Raw genomic sequence first — 17,114 nt, forward strand, 5'->3', positions numbered from 1 at the left:
TTTTTAAACCTCCGTTTTTGCTAAAAGATGATGAAGTGCTTCTCTCAATCCAAATTGTTCAATATTATTTAGATGTGTTTGTAATGATTCTTCTAAACCCTCGAGGGAGCTAAGATCTTCACCCCATATATTAGAATTACTCAGTAGCGTATGGACAAGGGTTTCTGGATTTTGCCACGCATGCTCAATCACTGCAATGACTTGTTCATCATCTTGACGTTCTTCAGAATCACTTTTATACAAAAAGAGTAAAGATGCTAATGAGAAAATCGTATAGTCAGGCGTATTCCGTTTTTGTTCTATATTGTTTTTTAGAATTGGTAATAAACGTGTTTTAAATTTAGAAATGCTGTTTAAAGCAATCGATTTTAATTCATGGCGAATAAAGGGATTTTTAAAACGCTCAAGCGTGGAACGAGCAAAATTTTCTAATTGATTCCTAGGAAGCTGAAGTGTAGGAATGATTTCATTTTGGACTAGATTATTTATAAATTGAGAAAGGTCTTTGTCTTGCATAACTTGTTCCACTGTTTCAAGGTTCGCTAAAATAGCAGGAGGGACCATAGCGGTATGAGATCCGTTTAGAATATGTACTTTTTGGTTGCGGTAAGGTGTCATATCATTCGTAAAGATTACATTTAGATTGGCTTTTCTTAATGGAAGTTCATCTTCTATCCAGCTTGGTCCTTCAATCACCCAAAAATGAAATGGCTCAGCCGTTACCATTAAATGATCAGTGTAGCCAAATGTATCCCAAAGCTCTTGCTCTTGCATTTTTGGATAGCCAGACACAATCTGGTCAACAAGACTTGAGCAAAATGTATTTTCAAGGTGAATCCAATTTATAAATTCTTCGCCAAGTTTCCATGAAGCTGCATATTGTAAAACAGCATGTTTTAACGCTTCACCATTTTTTTCAATCAATTCACATGGGATTAGAATAAAACCTGCTTTGTTTTGAATGTAACGATGATACAGTAATTGTGTTAGCTTGCCAGGGAAAGTAGTAGAAGGGAAGTCCATGCTAAATGTTTCTGTCGCATCAAATTGGATGCCAGCCTCTGTTGTATTTGAAATAATAAAGCGAGCATCGTCATCATTTGCTAAATCTAAAAAGGATGGAAAGTTTTGATAGGGATTCGTGATACTAGATACACAAGTAATGATTTCGTTTGTATTGATTTTTTCTCCATTTTGAAAACCATTTAATCGAACTGTATATAAGCAATCTTGTTTTTGAATGAGATGCTCAAGTCCGTTACTCAGTGGCTGAACAATAGCAACATTGCCATTAAAAAATCCGATTTGGTTCATTTGTTCGATTTTCCAATCTACAAATGCGCGTAAAAAATTTCCTTCTCCAAATTGAATGATTTTGATCGGACGATTTGACTTGTTTGTAAATAGTTGATTGGATAAAAGTGGTTTCATAATGATGATTTCTCCTTACGATTTTAAATTAGATAAAAAATGCACACGTTAACATTTTTGTATAAAAACTAAACTGAATAAATGTTAATTATCCAGTTTAGCTGCTGATTCTCTTATTTTTAAAGTTGAAACAATGACAGACGTTTTTGGTTCTAATTCATTATCTTCTATTAACGAAATGAGGGCTTGAATACCTTGCTTGCTTATTTCAGCCATTGGACGGTTTACTGTAGTGAGTGGTGGACTTGTATAATTTGAATAGCAAATATCATCAAATCCTACAATTGAAATTTCTTCTGGAACTCGTATCCTTTTTGCATAACATGCATTTAATGCACCAATTGCCATATCATCATTTGAGCAAAAAACTGCAGTCGGCGTATGTTCATTTTGAAGTAATTGATTCATCGCAACAAATCCACTTTCAGAGCTATAGTCACCAGAAATAAAATTTGCCTGAGAAATTGGAACATTATGTTTAATCATCGCTTGAATAAATCCTTCTATACGTTCAGTAGCAGATTTAAAGCTTTTTTCCCCTTCGATGATAGCAATATTTCGATGACCTAATTCTATTAAGTATTCTACTGCAAGGCATGCGCCGTTTTGATCATCACTAATCACATTAGTAATTGTGCTGTCATCCAAATTTCTGTTTAGTACAACAAAGGGGATGCCAGTATTTTTTATATAATAGATAAAATCATTATCGTCTTCGCTTTGACTCATAATGATGATCCCATCATAGCGCTGTCGATTCACAAATTCATAGTTTTCGAGTGTATCGATACTATTAACAGCTAATTGGTAGTTCGTATCGATTAAATCCGTAATACTTTTCACAATTTGTGATAAAAAACTGGATGACGTTCCTCGATCAATACTCGAAAAGAAGAGACCAATCATATAAGATTTTTTCAAAACAAGGCTTTTTGCATTGAAGTTTGGCGAATAATTCAGTTCCTTTGCAATTGCTTTTATCTTATCTGAAGTGACTTTCTTGATGAGGGGACTGTTATTCAATGCTCTTGAAACAGTTGTATGAGAGACATTGGCAATTTTTGCAATATCTTTAATCGTTACCATAAACATCCTCAATTCATATTTGGTCAATTTGATTACAGTCCAGATTATATGTAAAAAAATGATTTTCGTCAAACGAAATGCACACGTTAACAAACTATCAATCTTTTAGACAATATTTAGACAAGAAAAAAAGATAGATAGCGTTTTTATTGTACTATAATGAAATCATGAAAAATGAAATTTGGAGGCAGTTATTGATTGTATTACAATTTTGTTTTTCATAAATTGTTAACGTTAACATTTACGAGATTAATAGAACTAAACTGTATTTCCTAAAATTTTAGTAGTAAGAAATGTGAAAAAATTCAACTAGAGAATCAAAAATAGTTAGTAGCTTCGTTTTTATGTTTTTATGCAAACGTTAACAAGAATGTTGTTAAGTATGAGGTAATTTTATTTAACATCATTTTGTTAACGTTAACATTTATTGAAATGGCGAAAAAGAGTGACTTGAGATGTTAGGAGGAGAAACGAAAAATGAAGAAGATTCACCTAGGGCATCAACTAGCTTATGGTAGTGGAAACCTTTTAGGAAGTGGAGCACTGGCAGTTAGTGGTGCTTGGTTGCTTTATTTTTATACGACCTTTACAGACTTAACAATGGTTCAAGCAGCAAGTATTTTTTCGATTGGGAGTATTGTAGATGCGATTAGTAATCCGATAATGGGGCATATTTCCGATAACTTCCATCATACAAAACTTGGTAAAAGATTTGGTAGACGAAGATTTTTCATTATGATTGCGATTCCATTGATGATTGTTTATCCGCTTATGTGGATGGATGGCTTTGGATACTGGTATTACTTAGGAACGTATATCCTTTTCGAACTTATTTACACAATGGTTATGGTTCCATATGAGACACTTGCTACCGAAATGACATCTGACTTTTCACTTCGATCAAAGCTGACTGGATATAAAGCTATTTTTGGTAAAATCGCGAACTTTATGGCAGCTTTTATTCCAGGACGCTTTATGGCAATGTATGGGGAAGATTCTTCAAAATCATTTCTTTACACGGGTATTTTGTTTGGTGTAATTTTATCGATTGCAATGGCAGCTCTGTATTTCACTTCTTGGGAACGTCCATTTCATGAAATTGTAGGTGAAAAAATAAAATCACCATTAGAAAACTTAAAACAATTGGTTTTAAATATGCTTTCTACCTTTAAGGTTAAGACGTTCAGAAATCATTTAGGAATGTATCTTTTTGGGTTTGGTGCTGAATGGCTCTTTTCGGCGTCATTTACATATTTTATTGTATTTGCATTAGGACAGAAGGCAGAAATGGTATCAAATTTGAATAGTTTTAGTAGTATTATGCAGTTAATTTCAACATTTGGCTTTATTACACTTTGTATAAAAATGGGCTTTGCAAAACCGTTTAGAATCGCGCTAAACATCGTTATTCTTAGTGTGATTGCCTATACAGTTCTTTATTTCACAGATTCATCAAATATGGTGATCATCTTATTTGCAATTACGGCATTCTTTGGACTTGGAACTGGTGGGGTTTACTATATCCCGTGGAATGTTTATACATTCTTAGCGGATGTGGATGAAATGGTGACCGGTAAAAGAAGAGAAGGCGTTTATGCTGGTGCAATGACATTCTGTGGAAAGTTAATGCGTTCTGTCATCGTATTTGGAATGGGTTGGGTACTTGACGCGTTTGGCTTTGTGTCAGGAGAAAAAGTACAACCAGCATCGGCGATTAATGCATTAATTACCATCTTCTCGATTGGCGTTATTTCACTAGCGATTTTAGGCGTAATTTCTGCTTTTCGAATGAAACTGGACCGAGCGACACATAAAATTATTTTGGATGAGATACAACGTATTAAAGACGGCGGAACAATGCAACAAGTATCAGCTAAAACAAAAGAAGTCGTGGAGCAATTAACAGGATCTAAATATGAAACTTGTTATCAAACAGTAAGTGCATCTTATCAAAGCCAGAAACATTGAAAAAAGAGGAGAGTTGATTAATGAACGTGGCAAATGGATTGATCCTAGCAAAAATGACTTGTGACACAGTAGCTACTAGAAAACCTGAAATAAATCCAAAAATGAAATGGGAATATGAAGATGGCGTAGTGTTAGAAGGTTTTTTTCAACTATATAAGCAAACTGGAGACAAACAATATCTGAACTATGTAAAGTACAATTTAGATCTATTTGTTGATGGAACAGGAAATATTCCTAAATATTCATTATCAGAGTTTAATATCGACCATATCAACAATGGAAAAGTTTTAATAGATTTATATGAAGAAACAAAAGATGAACGATATAAAAAAGCAGTAGATTTACTAAGAAGTCAGCTCGATCAACATCCTCGTACTTCAGAAGGCTCATTTTGGCATAAGTATATTTATCCTTACCAGGTTTGGCTTGATGGGCTGTATATGGGTTCTGTGTTTTATGCAAAGTATGCTCATATTTTGGGTAATACAGAGGATTTAGATGATGTATTACAGCAGTTTGTGTTATGCGAGAAAAATCTGCGTGATCAAGATTCCGGATTACTATATCATGCGTGGGACGAGAAAAAGGTCCAACCTTGGTGTGACAAAAACACAGGATTATCTCCAAACTTTTGGGGCAGGTCAATGGGTTGGTTTGTCATGGCGCTAGTAGATGTCATTGAATATTTTCCACAAAGTCATTCAGGAAGAGAAACATTGATCCAAATTTACAATCGAGCCATTTCAGCATTAATGGAAGTACAAGATGAAAAAACAGGGCTTTGGTATCAAGTATTAGACAAAGGAGATAAACCGGGAAATTACTTGGAGGCATCAGCTTCCAGTATGATTGTTTACGCCATTCAAAAAGGTAGACGTCTTGGTTATTTAAACACTGCCGGTCATTATGATCGAGCACAATTTGTTTATAGTAAACTAGTAGAATCTTTTAATACGATTACAAAAGAAAACCTAGTGAATGTGAATAAAATTTGCTATGTAGGTGGCTTAGGTGGCGTTGACCAACGCGATGGTTCATATGCTTATTACATCAGTGAGCCAATTGTTGCCAATGACCATAAAGGAGTAGGGCCATTTATTCTAGCAAGTGTTGAAATGGCTAAGGTCAGTGTAGCTAGTGAAGCACAAACTATTAAATTGATGTGAATTGCTATTTGACATAATTTTTCAAGTCATAAGTTAAATAAATCATATATTCGTAGCGATTGTATTTGAGCATTTTCTAATATACAATCGCTATTTTTTTAAAGGAGAAAAGTAAATGCTTAATTTAGGAGTTAGAGCACATGATATTCATGCAGAAAATATAGAGGAGCTTGTGGAGAAGGTACACCAACTTGGTCTTAACCATATTCAATTTGCTCCATCAAAAAGCTTTCCAGACATAACGACTGAACAGTTGACACCAGGTCTTGCCAGACATATAAAAGATGTCTTTGCACGTAAAGGAATTTCTATATCAGTGCTTGGTTGTTATATTAATCTCGTTGCTAGAGATCGTGAAGTTAGAGAAAAGGAGTTTCAAAAATTTTATCGGTATTTGAGATTAAGGGAAGATTTTGGTGCTAGTTTAGTTGCTACTGAAACGGGTAGTGTCGGAAATGGTTATACACTTGCAAATTTTACTGAAGAAACGTTTCTTCTTGCTACCTATTTTGTCAGACAGATGGTAGTTCAAGCAGAAAGGTTTGGATCTACTATTGCAGTTGAAGCAGGGATTAATCATCCAGTACATACAATTGATAAATTGGAGAGATTACTTGAAGCTGTGCCGTCTAATAATATCCAAGTCATACTTGATGTTGCGAACTTAATGACTTTAGATAATTGGCAAAATCAAGGACCAATTATTGATGAAGCGAAAGAAAAGCTTGGGGAACGGATTGTGGCGATTCATTTGAAGGATTTTATCATTAAAGATAATAAGATTGAAATTGTTTCGATGGGGAAAGGTTTGTTGGATTTGGAGAGGATTGTTGCTTTTGTGAAAAGGGAAAGGCCTTGTATGTATTTGTTGTTGGAAGGGACGAGGGAAGAGGATTTGGTGGGGGCTGTTAGGTGGATTAGGGATGTTTATGAAAAAGTATAAAGATAGATAAATTTCAAAGAGGAAAGTATTCCTACATAAAAAAAATTAAGAGTTAATGCGAAAAAGCTTAAGTATACTTACTTAAGCTTTTTATTATTTATATTAAGAAAATAGCCACAATTGTTGTTACTACTAATCCAATTAAGACCGGCAATAAATTCCTTCTAGCTAATTCAAACGGACTTACATTACAAATAGCAGCTGCAGGAATCAATGCCCAAGGGATCAATGTTCCTCCGCCAACCCATATAGCCGCAATTTGCCCCAATGCAGTAAGTGTGGCAATACCATGACCAATAGCTGTAGCGAATAATGAAGCAACCGATCCAGCAAGTGAAATACCAGAGAAGCCCGATCCATCTAAACCTGTAATTGCACCTACAGTTGTTAATGTTACTCCTGCTACTGCTGGGTTTACTGGAACTGCATGAGCAAGTGCAAACCCTAGATCATTTACAATACCATTTGATCCTTTTGGTAAAAAATCCCCGATTATCGTTGTAAATCCACTATCTCCAAGATAGAAGAAAGCGGCGATTGGAATAACCGGACCAAATACTCTAAACCCAAATTTAAATCCATGAATTAAATAGTTAGTTACTTCCTCAAATCCTTTAGATTTATGACCCATCATGGAAAGGATTGAAAGAATGATAAGAGAGGTTCCTCCGATTAATGCAGTTGCATCTCCACCTTGTAAATTGAAATGAATCATTGCCCAGATATCAACTGCGAATAAAAAGAATACTAAAGCAGCCATCCATTTTTGTTGAGCAGAGGAAAGTAAATAAGTTTCAGTTTTGGAATCGTTTTCAACAGATTCTACTTTTAGAAGTCCTTTTTTCATGTCTCGTTTTAAAAAGTAGAATGCTGTTACAGTTGTCACGACCCCCATAACAATAATTAATGGAACACTTGCAGAAATGACCTCAGAAACAGGTATACCAGCTGCATCTGCAGTTAATTTTGGAGCACCTTGAATTACAAAATCACTTGAAAGTGCAATACCATGACCGAATAAGTTCATTGCCATCGCAACACCTAATGCAGGTAATCCAACTCGAAGCGCGACTGGTAGTAACACTGCCCCGATTAATGCTACTGCAGGAGATGGCCAGAAAAACCATGAAACGACCATCATTACAATTCCTATTGTCCAGTAAGCGAGTGAGGCGTTTTTCATTACCCTTGTAAATGGACTGATGAGTGCTTGGTGTACTCCGCTCTCTGTTAAAGCTTTACTCATAGAAACGATGATTGAAATAACTAGAATCGTAGAAAGTAATTCGGTTATTGCATATATGAAACTTGAAAACAAGATACTGACTGAGCTAGTAAGTGATTCTGTAGCGACAAGACCTAATAGAAAAATTCCAGCTAGACATACTAGACTAGTATCGCGTCTTAAGATTAAAAATAAGATGATAATTCCTATGAATGTAACATAAAGCCAGTGTATGGCTGTTAAATCGACATGCATTTTATTCCCCCCTTTTAGCCTAGATATATTGATTAGTAATATATGCATTTGCCTATAGAAGGTGAGACATATGTACTTTGAAATTTTATTAAAATTTTCTTATGTAAAGTAAATATGTTGGATTTGGGAAAAAGATAATTGAGAGGAGTTTTAAACTAACTTGACAGGTTAGGGGTCACTGGTTCAAGTCCAGTTGGGATCCTACCTGGCCACAACAATGTTGGGACAATATTTTGTCAGAACAAATTGAATGTAGAGTTGCAATCAACTTTTGACCGAAACACCCCATTCATTCTAAATTTTAGAATATACGGGGTGTTTTTTCGTCTTTAAAATTTTTCACTGAAAGAGGTAAGAGTTGGAAAAAGTCAGCCAAATACCCTATAAGATACAAAAATTTGCTTAGATGATATTTGAAAATTTTTTGAGGCAAAGAAAAAGCAGAATTTAAGAGCCAATCGTTAATTCAATAAATCGTATTATTCAATAGCCCCATAACTCAGGTAATCGAGAAGTCTACATAATACTGTAAAAATATTTACATAGAAAGAACCATGAATATGGATTTCTACTATGATATGTTTCACATTGTATGAAATGAAATGGAAAAAAATCTAGAGTTTAAAATAAAAAGTTAAATCAAAATTAATGTTTTTTTTGATAGTTTTATATAAGTTTTTACATGGTCTGAAAGTTAGACTTTGTTAAATTTTTACTTTATCTAACCTCGTAAAAAATTTAACTTCCTCTAAATTAGAGAAAATAAGCTAATATCTTTTAATTGAAAAAAGGATTGCATACTTAATAATTGATCTATAAATATTAATATATCTCTCCAGATAACTTACTAATTATCAATAATCATAACTATTTATTTTTAATAGGGAAGTTTGAAAAAGTAATGATTGATCATTACTTTTTTTATTTTAGTATTTTGAAAAAAAGTTCACAAAATGTACAAAATAAAAATATTATTATAAAATATCTTGTGGATTTCTATATTTTCAGAATTTTCATTCAGGAAACACAATTATGAAAATTTTTGAATTACACAGAGTTAGTTTATGGGGAGTGTATTGTATGATCGATCAAAAAGAATTGCAAGCAAAATTGCGAAAAGAATACTATAATAGAGTATTTTCACCTGACGTTATAAGGAAGATGGTTAAAGCTGGAATGCCTATACATTTTAGTGGTAATTATGTTCTTGATGAAGTGGTACAGTGGATAGACTATAAGCAAAGTGAAATTGATGGTTTAGAAATTGGTTCAATCTATACTAATAATGAATTAGTTGAAATTTTTGTTATTTCAAATCAAGGAGGTATGAGGAGGTCGCATGTTACAAATTCGCTAGTAATATTTTCAGACCATACAAAAATGTATGATGATAAGTGGTACGAGAATATTTTACACTATACAGGCATGGGGCAAAATGGTAATCAGGATATTATGTTTGGTCAAAATAAAACATTACTTGAAAGTAATACTAATGGTATTAGTGTTTACTTATTCGAATCCTTTAAGTCTGGAAAACATACTTTTGTTGGACAAATTAAATTAGTAGCAGAACCATATCAAGCTACTCAAAAAGGGCAAGATGGTTCAGAAAGATTAGTATGGATCTTCCCAGTTCAACCATTGACAGATCAGTTTATTGAAAAAGAAATAATTGAAGTGAATCAGGAAGATAAAGAAGGCGAAGCTGCTAAATTATCAATTGAGGAATTAAAGAAAAAAGCTTTAGAAGCAAATCAAAAGCCAGGATCTAGAACTACAAGTGCAACTACATATGAACGAGATCCGTTTATTGCCGAATTTACGAAACGTCGTGCAAACGGAATTTGCGATCTATGTAATCTACATGCACCCTTTAATAATAAAATAGGGGATCCATATTTGGAATCGCATCATATTGAATGGTTGTCAAAAGGTGGGGAAGATTCTATCGAAAATACTGTAGCGCTCTGTCCAAATTGCCATAAGAAAATGCACATTGTTAACGACTTGAGGGATGTTCGTTCATTAAAAGAAAAATACAAATCAATATAAATGATAAAGTACTTTCTATTAATAATTATAAAAAGTTTGTCTTCTCATTAAATATTTATCATCAAGTTAAATTATATTATATAGATATTAAAGGTCATCATTTTTTGAATATAAAAGGTAATACGTGAAAAAGGGATGTAAAAATGAAAAAACAAATTAAAGTAGTTGGTGCTGTAATTCGTAACAATGAAAACCGAATTCTGTGTGCTTTAAGGTCACCTGAAATGAGTTTACCCAACGTATGGGAATTTCCAGGAGGTAAAATTGAAAAAGGTGAGCGACCTGAAGAGACATTAGTACGTGAGGTCTATGAAGAATTAGGTTGTGAAATTGAAGTGTTTGAGCTTGTTGAAGATGTTTTACATGAGTATCCTTCAATTGTTGTAAATTTATTAACATATGAAGCAAGGATTAAAACAGGACGTCCTGTACCAAATGAACATGCAAAATTGGCGTGGAAAAAAATTTCTGAATTGGAAGAACTTGAATGGGCTCCAGCTGATATTCCTACAGTCGAAAATTTGATGAAGTAAACAAAGGGCGTTTGGTTTGAATGCAGATATTCAACAAATAGATAATGAGCATTTTGTATTGTTAAAGCAGCAATTAGTTATGGATTAATTACTTGGATCTTAACATGGGGTAAAGATGCAGAAGTTTTAAGTCCTCAGTCTGTAATTGATAGAGTAAAAGAACAAATTGAAAAGATGAGTAAGTTATATAATATAAATCTTAAGAATTAATTTTAGAAAAAGAGAATCTTATTTAGATTCTCTTTTTTCTTTCTTATTTATTTGAACTCCTTGTGACTTAAAGTATAAGTAAAAGTCTATAAATAACCAAGGTAGAAGATTGTAGATTTTTGATAAAATGGATGGGTGAATAATCTTTGAATATGAGGAGGACAATATGCCAATCAAATATTATAACAAACTAGTAAGAGACAAAATTCCTTTAATAATTGAAAAAACAGGAGATACTTTTGAAACGGAAATTCTAGGACTAAAGGAATATGAAGGAAAATTATACGAAAAGTTAAAAGAAGAACTTGAGGAGTTTTATTCAGCCACTGGAGATGAAGTCGTAGGAGAAATAGCTGATGTTCTAGAAGTCTTTTATACAATAGCAGAAACAAAAGGGATTACTATTGAGGAAATAGAAAAAGTAAGAATTCAAAAGCAGGAAGAGCGTGGTGGATTTAAAGAAAGAATATTATTGAAACATGTTGTGGAGAAATGATGGAAAATAAATATAAAGGTATGCTAAAAATGTTGGGATTTAATAATCTTTAAAATGAGTAAATTACATTTCGTATGTTGCTTCTGAATTTTTTAAAATTTATATAAAATATGTCATAATATAAGAATTATAAAATTATTTAAAATATATTCTAGAAAGGACATGCAGTATGCAAAAAGATACCATATTCACAATCGGCGACATCCACGGCTGCTCCAACGAACTCAATGAACTACTAAAACAATGGAATCCCGAAAAAGAACAACTAATACTACTAGGAGACCTAGTAGACCGCGGCCCACAACCATACGATGTAGTCCGCAAAGTAATCCAATTACAAAAGGATCACGGAGCAATCGTATTACTAGGAAACCACGAAAGAATGCTACTAGACTGGCTAGACCAACCAGAATTCAAAAAAGACTACTACTACGGTCAAGGCGGCTACGAAACAATCAACTCATTCTTTGGATCTGATATTACAAATCACAAAGAAGCTGATGAAATCGCTCAATTAATGAAAGTTCAATTTAAAACTGAATTGGAGTTCTTAGAAACTAGACCGCTATACTATGAGTGGGAGGATTTCGTTTTTGTTCATGCTGGTGTGAATTTGAATCTAGAAGATTGGAAGAATACGAGCGAGAAAGAATTTTATTGGATTCGTGATGAGTTTCATTTCGGTAATAACGAAACTAATAAAACATTTATCTTCGGTCATACGCCTACATCAATTCTTCATAAAACTGAGAAAAAATTTGATATTTGGACTTCACCTTGCAATACAAAAATTTGTATAGATGGTGGAGCAGTTTATGGTGGTTATTTACATGGCATGAAAGTAAATAAAGAAGGTATTGTATCGACTCATTCTGTTTGATGTAAATCAGGGTCAGGGAAGTATCTGGTGTAAATAAATATATCTAGTTCTAGTTGTAATACAAAAAATTTGGTTCACTACTAACATTTTAGTATTTAATATGAAGAATTTTATTGTTATCTAAGAATATTAGGCAAAAGAAGCAGATGATTATGTTGCTTCTTTTTTATGTCTAATTTATGGATAGAGGATTAGAAAGTATAAATTTTGTAAAGAAAACTAGTAAAATCTTATGTTTTATTCTAAGATTCAATCTATTTTCACAAATAGAAAAATAATTTCACTCAATAATATGTTAAGGTTTTCACAAACTGGTATGAAGTTTTTACTAGAATTTTATTAAACGGGGTGAAATAAAATGGAAATTTAATAGATCGTTGATGCGTTGTTAACTAAAAAATTGGGAGGGAACGATGTTTAAAGATTTTAAAAAAGCTCAATAAAAATAATATTAGTTTATATGATTTGATTTTTTCAAGAAAGAAAAAAATTTAATGTAAGGAGTGAATATGAAAAATAAAATAGTTTGGATAGTATTTTTAATTCTTTTGATCATTCTAGTTGGATTAATTACAATAATATTTCTTCTTCTACCTGTTTCTAATGAAACTGATCATTCTACAAAAACTAGTAGTTACAATAATATAGATAATATTCAACAATTAATAATCGAAACAAAAAAGCAGCTCATCTGAAGTTAACCCAAAAGTTAGATAAATAATTTTATGCTGCTAAAGAGGATTGGCTCTGTATTGAACAGGGGACAATCCTTTTAGTTTTATCTTAATTCAGCTATCATTTAGGTAATGAAGAAAATTAGATAGAGAATGATTTAAGGCCGAAAGACACGTTTCCAATTCAGTGTTTTCGGTTTTTTTATTTGAATATGAAATAAAAATGCAATGCATACATAAGAAAGACATAACAAATAATAACCCATATTATGGAATTAGGTGGACATATTATGGTTGATCAAAACACGATGACTTTTGAGAAGTTAATAACTCTTGCAAAAAAATCTAGAGATTTTAGTCAAATAGAGAATAGGGTTAACGATACGAAAGTACTGATTTCATACTTTTCTACTTTAGTTAATCATGAACTTATGCAAACTTCGTTTCTTTCAAACCTTAACGTTAAAGACAAGAATCTTAAGATAAAATCATTAAAAGACTTACAAGAATTATTGCCACTTTCAGAGATGAGTATCACAAATGATATTGTGGAAATTGAAAATAAGCTGTATAAAGGCCAATTAATTGTACAAATCGAAAACGACGCATCTAATTTTCTATTAATAAATATAAATAGTTGCCAAACTGGATTAAGACAATTTAATGATTCAGAGAATGAGTTTAGTGTTGTTGGCCCGAAAATGGGTTTTGTAGAAGACATTGATACGAATATGAACCTATTAAGGAGAAAGATTAATTCTCCTAAGCTTGTCATTGAAGAAATCCTGATTGGCTCTTTATCAAATACCCGCGTCATGATTGTTTATATGGATGGAATAACAAGTGAACAACATATTAATACTGTTAGAGAAAGATTGTCGGATGTTGATATTGACATTGTTTGGGATACTTCTCTACTTGATCAAGTCATTAGGGATAATCAAAATACGCCATTCCCACTTTATTTATCGACTGAGAGAATTGATCGGATAACGTATACCATTGTAAATGGACAAGTCGCCATTTTTAGTGATGGAACACCTTATGCGATTTCAGGCCCTTCAACTTTATTTGATTTTTTTATTTCACCAGAAGATTATTATTTGAATTGGGTATTAGGATCATTTTTTCGATTCATTCGGATTATGGGTGTATTTTTTTCTATTTTCACTTCCTCGATTTATGTAGCGGTATTAACGTTTCATTATGAAATGATCCCTAAAGATTTATTAGGACCACTCATTGAATCTAGAGCAAACGTACCATTCCCACCAATTTTAGAAGTAATATTTTTGGAATTAACAATCGAGTTGTTAAGGGAAGCGGGAGCAAGATTACCAACTAAAGTTGGACAAACACTAGGAATTGTTGGCGGTATTGTCATTGGTCAAGCGGCAGTAGCTGCTGCGTTAACTAGTAATATTCTATTAATTATAGTTGCTCTTTCAGCACTATCATCTTTTACAACGCCAATTTTTGTTATGTCAAATACGATTCGGGTTCTAAGATTTATTTTTATCGTATTGGCATCTTGCTTGGGTGGTTTAGGAATCATATTAGGCTTCGTTTTCTTGTTAGCTCATTTATTTAGATTAAAATCATTCGGAACACCATACTTGGTTCCACTATATCCTTTTAGACGGAACGAACTGGCTGATTCATTTATTCGTACCCCTTTTAAATTTATTAATAAAAGACCTGAGTATCTTCGTCCAAAGGAACCTATAAAATATAGAGTGAAAAAGAAAAAGAAAACCAAAGGAGACTTGAATGATGAATAGCGTGAAAGTATACAAACAACCGAAGTTCATCATTTCAATCATAGTTACAATGGTTATTTGTTTGATCCTATCTGGCTGTATTCCTAGAAGTATTATAGATGAATTAGGGATCACACATACGATTGGGGTTGATGCAGAAAAAGGAAAAATTATGGCAACTGTTCTTTATCCTAATTATACAAACAGTAATAAGGCGAGTATTATTAAAGCTGCAGCTGATAATCCTGCCACATTAAAGACAAATTTGGGTCAAAAATCACAAAATCAAATTGTAATTGGTCAGATCAGAACATTCGTTTTTGGAGTTGATTATAGTAAAGCAGGAATTTCTAGAGTATTAGAAACCATTTGTAAAGATGCAAGAATTGGAAATATTACGTTCGTCATAAGCGATTCGAAGGCTGAAGACATTTTAAAAGGCATAAAAGATGCTCCGCCTCTTTTTCTTTCACATCTAATAGAAACGAGTGTACAACACGAGGGAATACCTAAGACAAATCTACATACATTACTCGCTCAATATTATGGAAGTGGGATCGATATTTACCTTCCAAATATTAGTTTTGATAATGAGAAACAATTACGAATGAATGGATTAGGTATTTTTAAAGGAGATAAACTTACATTAAACGTTTCTAATAAAGAAGCATTCCTTTTTAAAATAATCAGTGAAAAAAATAAAAGAGGATATTATGATATAACGCTTCCAAAGAAAGACAATCAAAAAACAAATAAAAATAATGAAAATCAAAACGGCAAACAGAATGAAAAAAAACCAGGAAATGAAAACAATTTTGCGTTTAACTCATTATATGGGAATCATAAAATTACCCTTCATAAAAAGGATAATGAGTATACAGTTAACGTGAATTTAAAATTAAATGTTGAATTAAAGGGTACACCAGAATCAATTAATATTGAAAAAAAGGAAGATTTTCATTACTTGCAAAAAAGTATGGAAAAAATCCTCGCAAAAGATATTGAAACCTTTTTAATAAAGCTTCAAAAAAATGAGGTTGATCCGCTTGGATTTGGTATAATCTATCGAAGTCAAAGTAAAGAATGGAATGAAAAAAATTTTTATAAGAATGTTTATCCTAAAATGAAATTTTCAGTAAAAACAGATCTAAATTTACGTCAGATGGGAGTGGGGGAATAGTGAAAAGTATTGTAAAGGAACAATTTCTAGTTTCAACCTTTTTTACTTTTTACTTAGTCCATTCCTCTCAAATTGGAATTGGTATTCTTAGTTTTCAACGTGAAATAAGTAAAGATGCTCAGCAAGATGCTTGGTTATCAGTTATCATAGCAGGTCTCTCTATTCATATACTAATTTGGTTAATCTATCGAACACTCGATCAAAAACATAATGATCTAGTTGCTGTTCATGATTTTTGTTTTGGAAAAGTGATTGGTAATATATTATCGATTTTAGTTCTAGTATATTTTCTACTATCAGCATTTACGGTTTTTCGTACGTATATCCAGATCATTCAAGTATGGGTCTTTCCAACGATTAAAACTTGGCAATTGGCTTTGGTATTGGGCGTCATGATTTATTATATCGTATCTGGAGGTTTCCGGATTTTAACAGGTTTTAGTGTTTGGGGAGTGATTATACCTGCTTTTTTACTATTGCTCCTTTACTTTCCACTTCAATATATGAATCCGCGCCTGTTAATGCCTGTTTTTAATCACTCTGTTAAAGAAATTCTACTTTCTACAAAAGCGTCCATTCTTCTCTATGTAGGTTTTGAATGGATTTTTATATATTATCCTTTTATAAAGGATGCGGAAAAAGGTCAAAAGTGGGCACATCTTGCTAATGGCATTTCAACTGTTCTTTATTTAATAGTAGCAGTTGTCACCTTTATGTATATCAATCAAGATACACTTCAACATGCTACATGGGCGACACTATTCATGACAAAGATTATTCAATTACCATTTATTGAACGATTTGAATATATTTTTATTCTCACTTGGATATTAGTCATTATTCCTACAATGTGCATCCCAATTTGGGCTTGCACGAGAATACTAAAAAGAATATCCATTAATGTGAAACCAAAAATCTCACTAGTTTTTTTCATTCTAATTATGGTAGTTGCAGCTACGTTTATCGAAGACTTCGTAGAGGTAGATAAACTAGGTAAATTTATTTCAAACGTTGGATTTTACTTCCTTTATTTATATATTCCATTCATTTTCCTAATGAAACTATTTAGAAATCAATTAACAAAAATGCTTAGTTAAGCACAATGATATTTCAGTAATGAAAATAGTTGAGGCAAAAAAGGAGGATCTATTTTAGATTCTCTTTTTATTTACGATTTACTTTTTACAATTCCCCCTCCATAAATTTCCAAAACTTGTTATAATTTAAGGGAAGACTCATAATTTACACGGTGAGC

14 protein-coding genes are annotated in these 17,114 nt (G+C 32.5%); 11 read left to right on the forward strand and 3 right to left on the reverse strand.

The window, feature by feature from the left end; all coding sequences use genetic code 11:
• Positions 1-3 precede the first annotated feature (3 nt).
• The gene (locus CAB05_RS05295; RefSeq protein WP_087998794.1) at positions 4-1,431 is read right to left on the reverse strand and encodes a tagaturonate reductase; all 1,428 of its coding nucleotides are present in this window, start codon (positions 1,429-1,431) and stop codon (positions 4-6) included.
• An 84-nt stretch (positions 1,432-1,515) separates the two neighbouring features.
• Complete coding sequence (locus CAB05_RS05300) at positions 1,516-2,517, reverse strand: LacI family DNA-binding transcriptional regulator (protein WP_087998795.1); 1,002 nt, start codon at positions 2,515-2,517, stop codon at positions 1,516-1,518.
• Between the two features lie 477 nt (positions 2,518-2,994).
• Here CAB05_RS05300 and CAB05_RS05305 point away from each other — a divergent pair, with 477 nt between their 5' ends.
• The 3 genes from CAB05_RS05305 to CAB05_RS05315 all read left to right on the forward strand — a co-directional run bounded on the left by CAB05_RS05305 (position 2,995) and on the right by CAB05_RS05315 (position 6,594).
• Entirely contained in the window at positions 2,995-4,485 is a 1,491-nt protein-coding gene (locus tag CAB05_RS05305) for an MFS transporter (protein ID WP_087998796.1), read from the forward strand.
• A 20-nt stretch (positions 4,486-4,505) separates the two neighbouring features.
• The gene (locus tag CAB05_RS05310) at positions 4,506-5,651 is read left to right on the forward strand and encodes a glycoside hydrolase family 88/105 protein (RefSeq protein WP_087998797.1); all 1,146 of its coding nucleotides are present in this window, start codon (positions 4,506-4,508) and stop codon (positions 5,649-5,651) included.
• 115 nt (positions 5,652-5,766) lie between these two features.
• Entirely contained in the window at positions 5,767-6,594 is an 828-nt protein-coding gene (locus tag CAB05_RS05315) for a sugar phosphate isomerase/epimerase family protein (protein ID WP_087998798.1), read from the forward strand.
• Positions 6,595-6,691: 97 nt separating this feature from the next.
• Here the strand turns inward: CAB05_RS05315 and CAB05_RS05320 are convergent, their stop codons facing one another.
• Positions 6,692-8,074 carry a hypothetical protein gene (locus CAB05_RS05320; protein ID WP_087998799.1) on the reverse strand — a complete coding sequence of 461 codons (1,383 nt, stop codon included), beginning with the start codon at positions 8,072-8,074 and terminating at the stop codon, positions 6,692-6,694.
• A gap of 1,080 nt (positions 8,075-9,154) precedes the next feature.
• Between CAB05_RS05320 and CAB05_RS05325 the strand changes: the two genes are divergently transcribed.
• The 8 genes from CAB05_RS05325 to CAB05_RS05365 all read left to right on the forward strand — a co-directional run bounded on the left by CAB05_RS05325 (position 9,155) and on the right by CAB05_RS05365 (position 16,956).
• Positions 9,155-10,126, forward strand: coding sequence for an HNH endonuclease (locus CAB05_RS05325; RefSeq protein ID WP_235821373.1), 972 nt, complete (start codon positions 9,155-9,157; stop codon positions 10,124-10,126).
• 143 nt (positions 10,127-10,269) lie between these two features.
• Positions 10,270-10,659, forward strand: coding sequence for a (deoxy)nucleoside triphosphate pyrophosphohydrolase (locus CAB05_RS05330; protein ID WP_087998800.1), 390 nt, complete (start codon positions 10,270-10,272; stop codon positions 10,657-10,659).
• An 87-nt stretch (positions 10,660-10,746) separates the two neighbouring features.
• The gene (locus CAB05_RS22725; RefSeq protein ID WP_371870388.1) at positions 10,747-10,869 is read left to right on the forward strand and encodes a WCX domain-containing protein; all 123 of its coding nucleotides are present in this window, start codon (positions 10,747-10,749) and stop codon (positions 10,867-10,869) included.
• 166 nt (positions 10,870-11,035) lie between these two features.
• Complete coding sequence (locus tag CAB05_RS05340; protein ID WP_087998801.1) at positions 11,036-11,365, forward strand: nucleoside triphosphate pyrophosphohydrolase; 330 nt, start codon at positions 11,036-11,038, stop codon at positions 11,363-11,365.
• Between the two features lie 169 nt (positions 11,366-11,534).
• Positions 11,535-12,245, forward strand: coding sequence for a metallophosphoesterase family protein (locus CAB05_RS05345; RefSeq protein ID WP_087998802.1), 711 nt, complete (start codon positions 11,535-11,537; stop codon positions 12,243-12,245).
• Positions 12,246-13,209: 964 nt separating this feature from the next.
• On the forward strand, positions 13,210-14,700 hold the full coding sequence (locus tag CAB05_RS05355; protein ID WP_235821374.1) for a spore germination protein: 1,491 nt from the start codon (positions 13,210-13,212) through the stop codon (positions 14,698-14,700).
• Positions 14,693-15,859, forward strand: a complete 1,167-nt coding sequence (locus tag CAB05_RS05360) for a Ger(x)C family spore germination protein (protein ID WP_158093181.1) — start codon at positions 14,693-14,695, stop codon at positions 15,857-15,859. Before CAB05_RS05355 ends, CAB05_RS05360 begins: the two co-directional genes overlap by 8 nt.
• Positions 15,859-16,956: a GerAB/ArcD/ProY family transporter gene (locus CAB05_RS05365; RefSeq protein ID WP_087998806.1), complete on the forward strand. Its 1,098-nt coding sequence runs from the start codon at positions 15,859-15,861 to the stop codon at positions 16,954-16,956. Before CAB05_RS05360 ends, CAB05_RS05365 begins: the two co-directional genes overlap by 1 nt.
• Positions 16,957-17,114: the final 158 nt, after the last annotated feature.

Origin of the sequence: Gottfriedia solisilvae (genome assembly GCF_002128405.1) — a bacterium.
GTDB lineage: Bacteria > Bacillota > Bacilli > Bacillales > Bacillaceae_G > Gottfriedia > Gottfriedia solisilvae.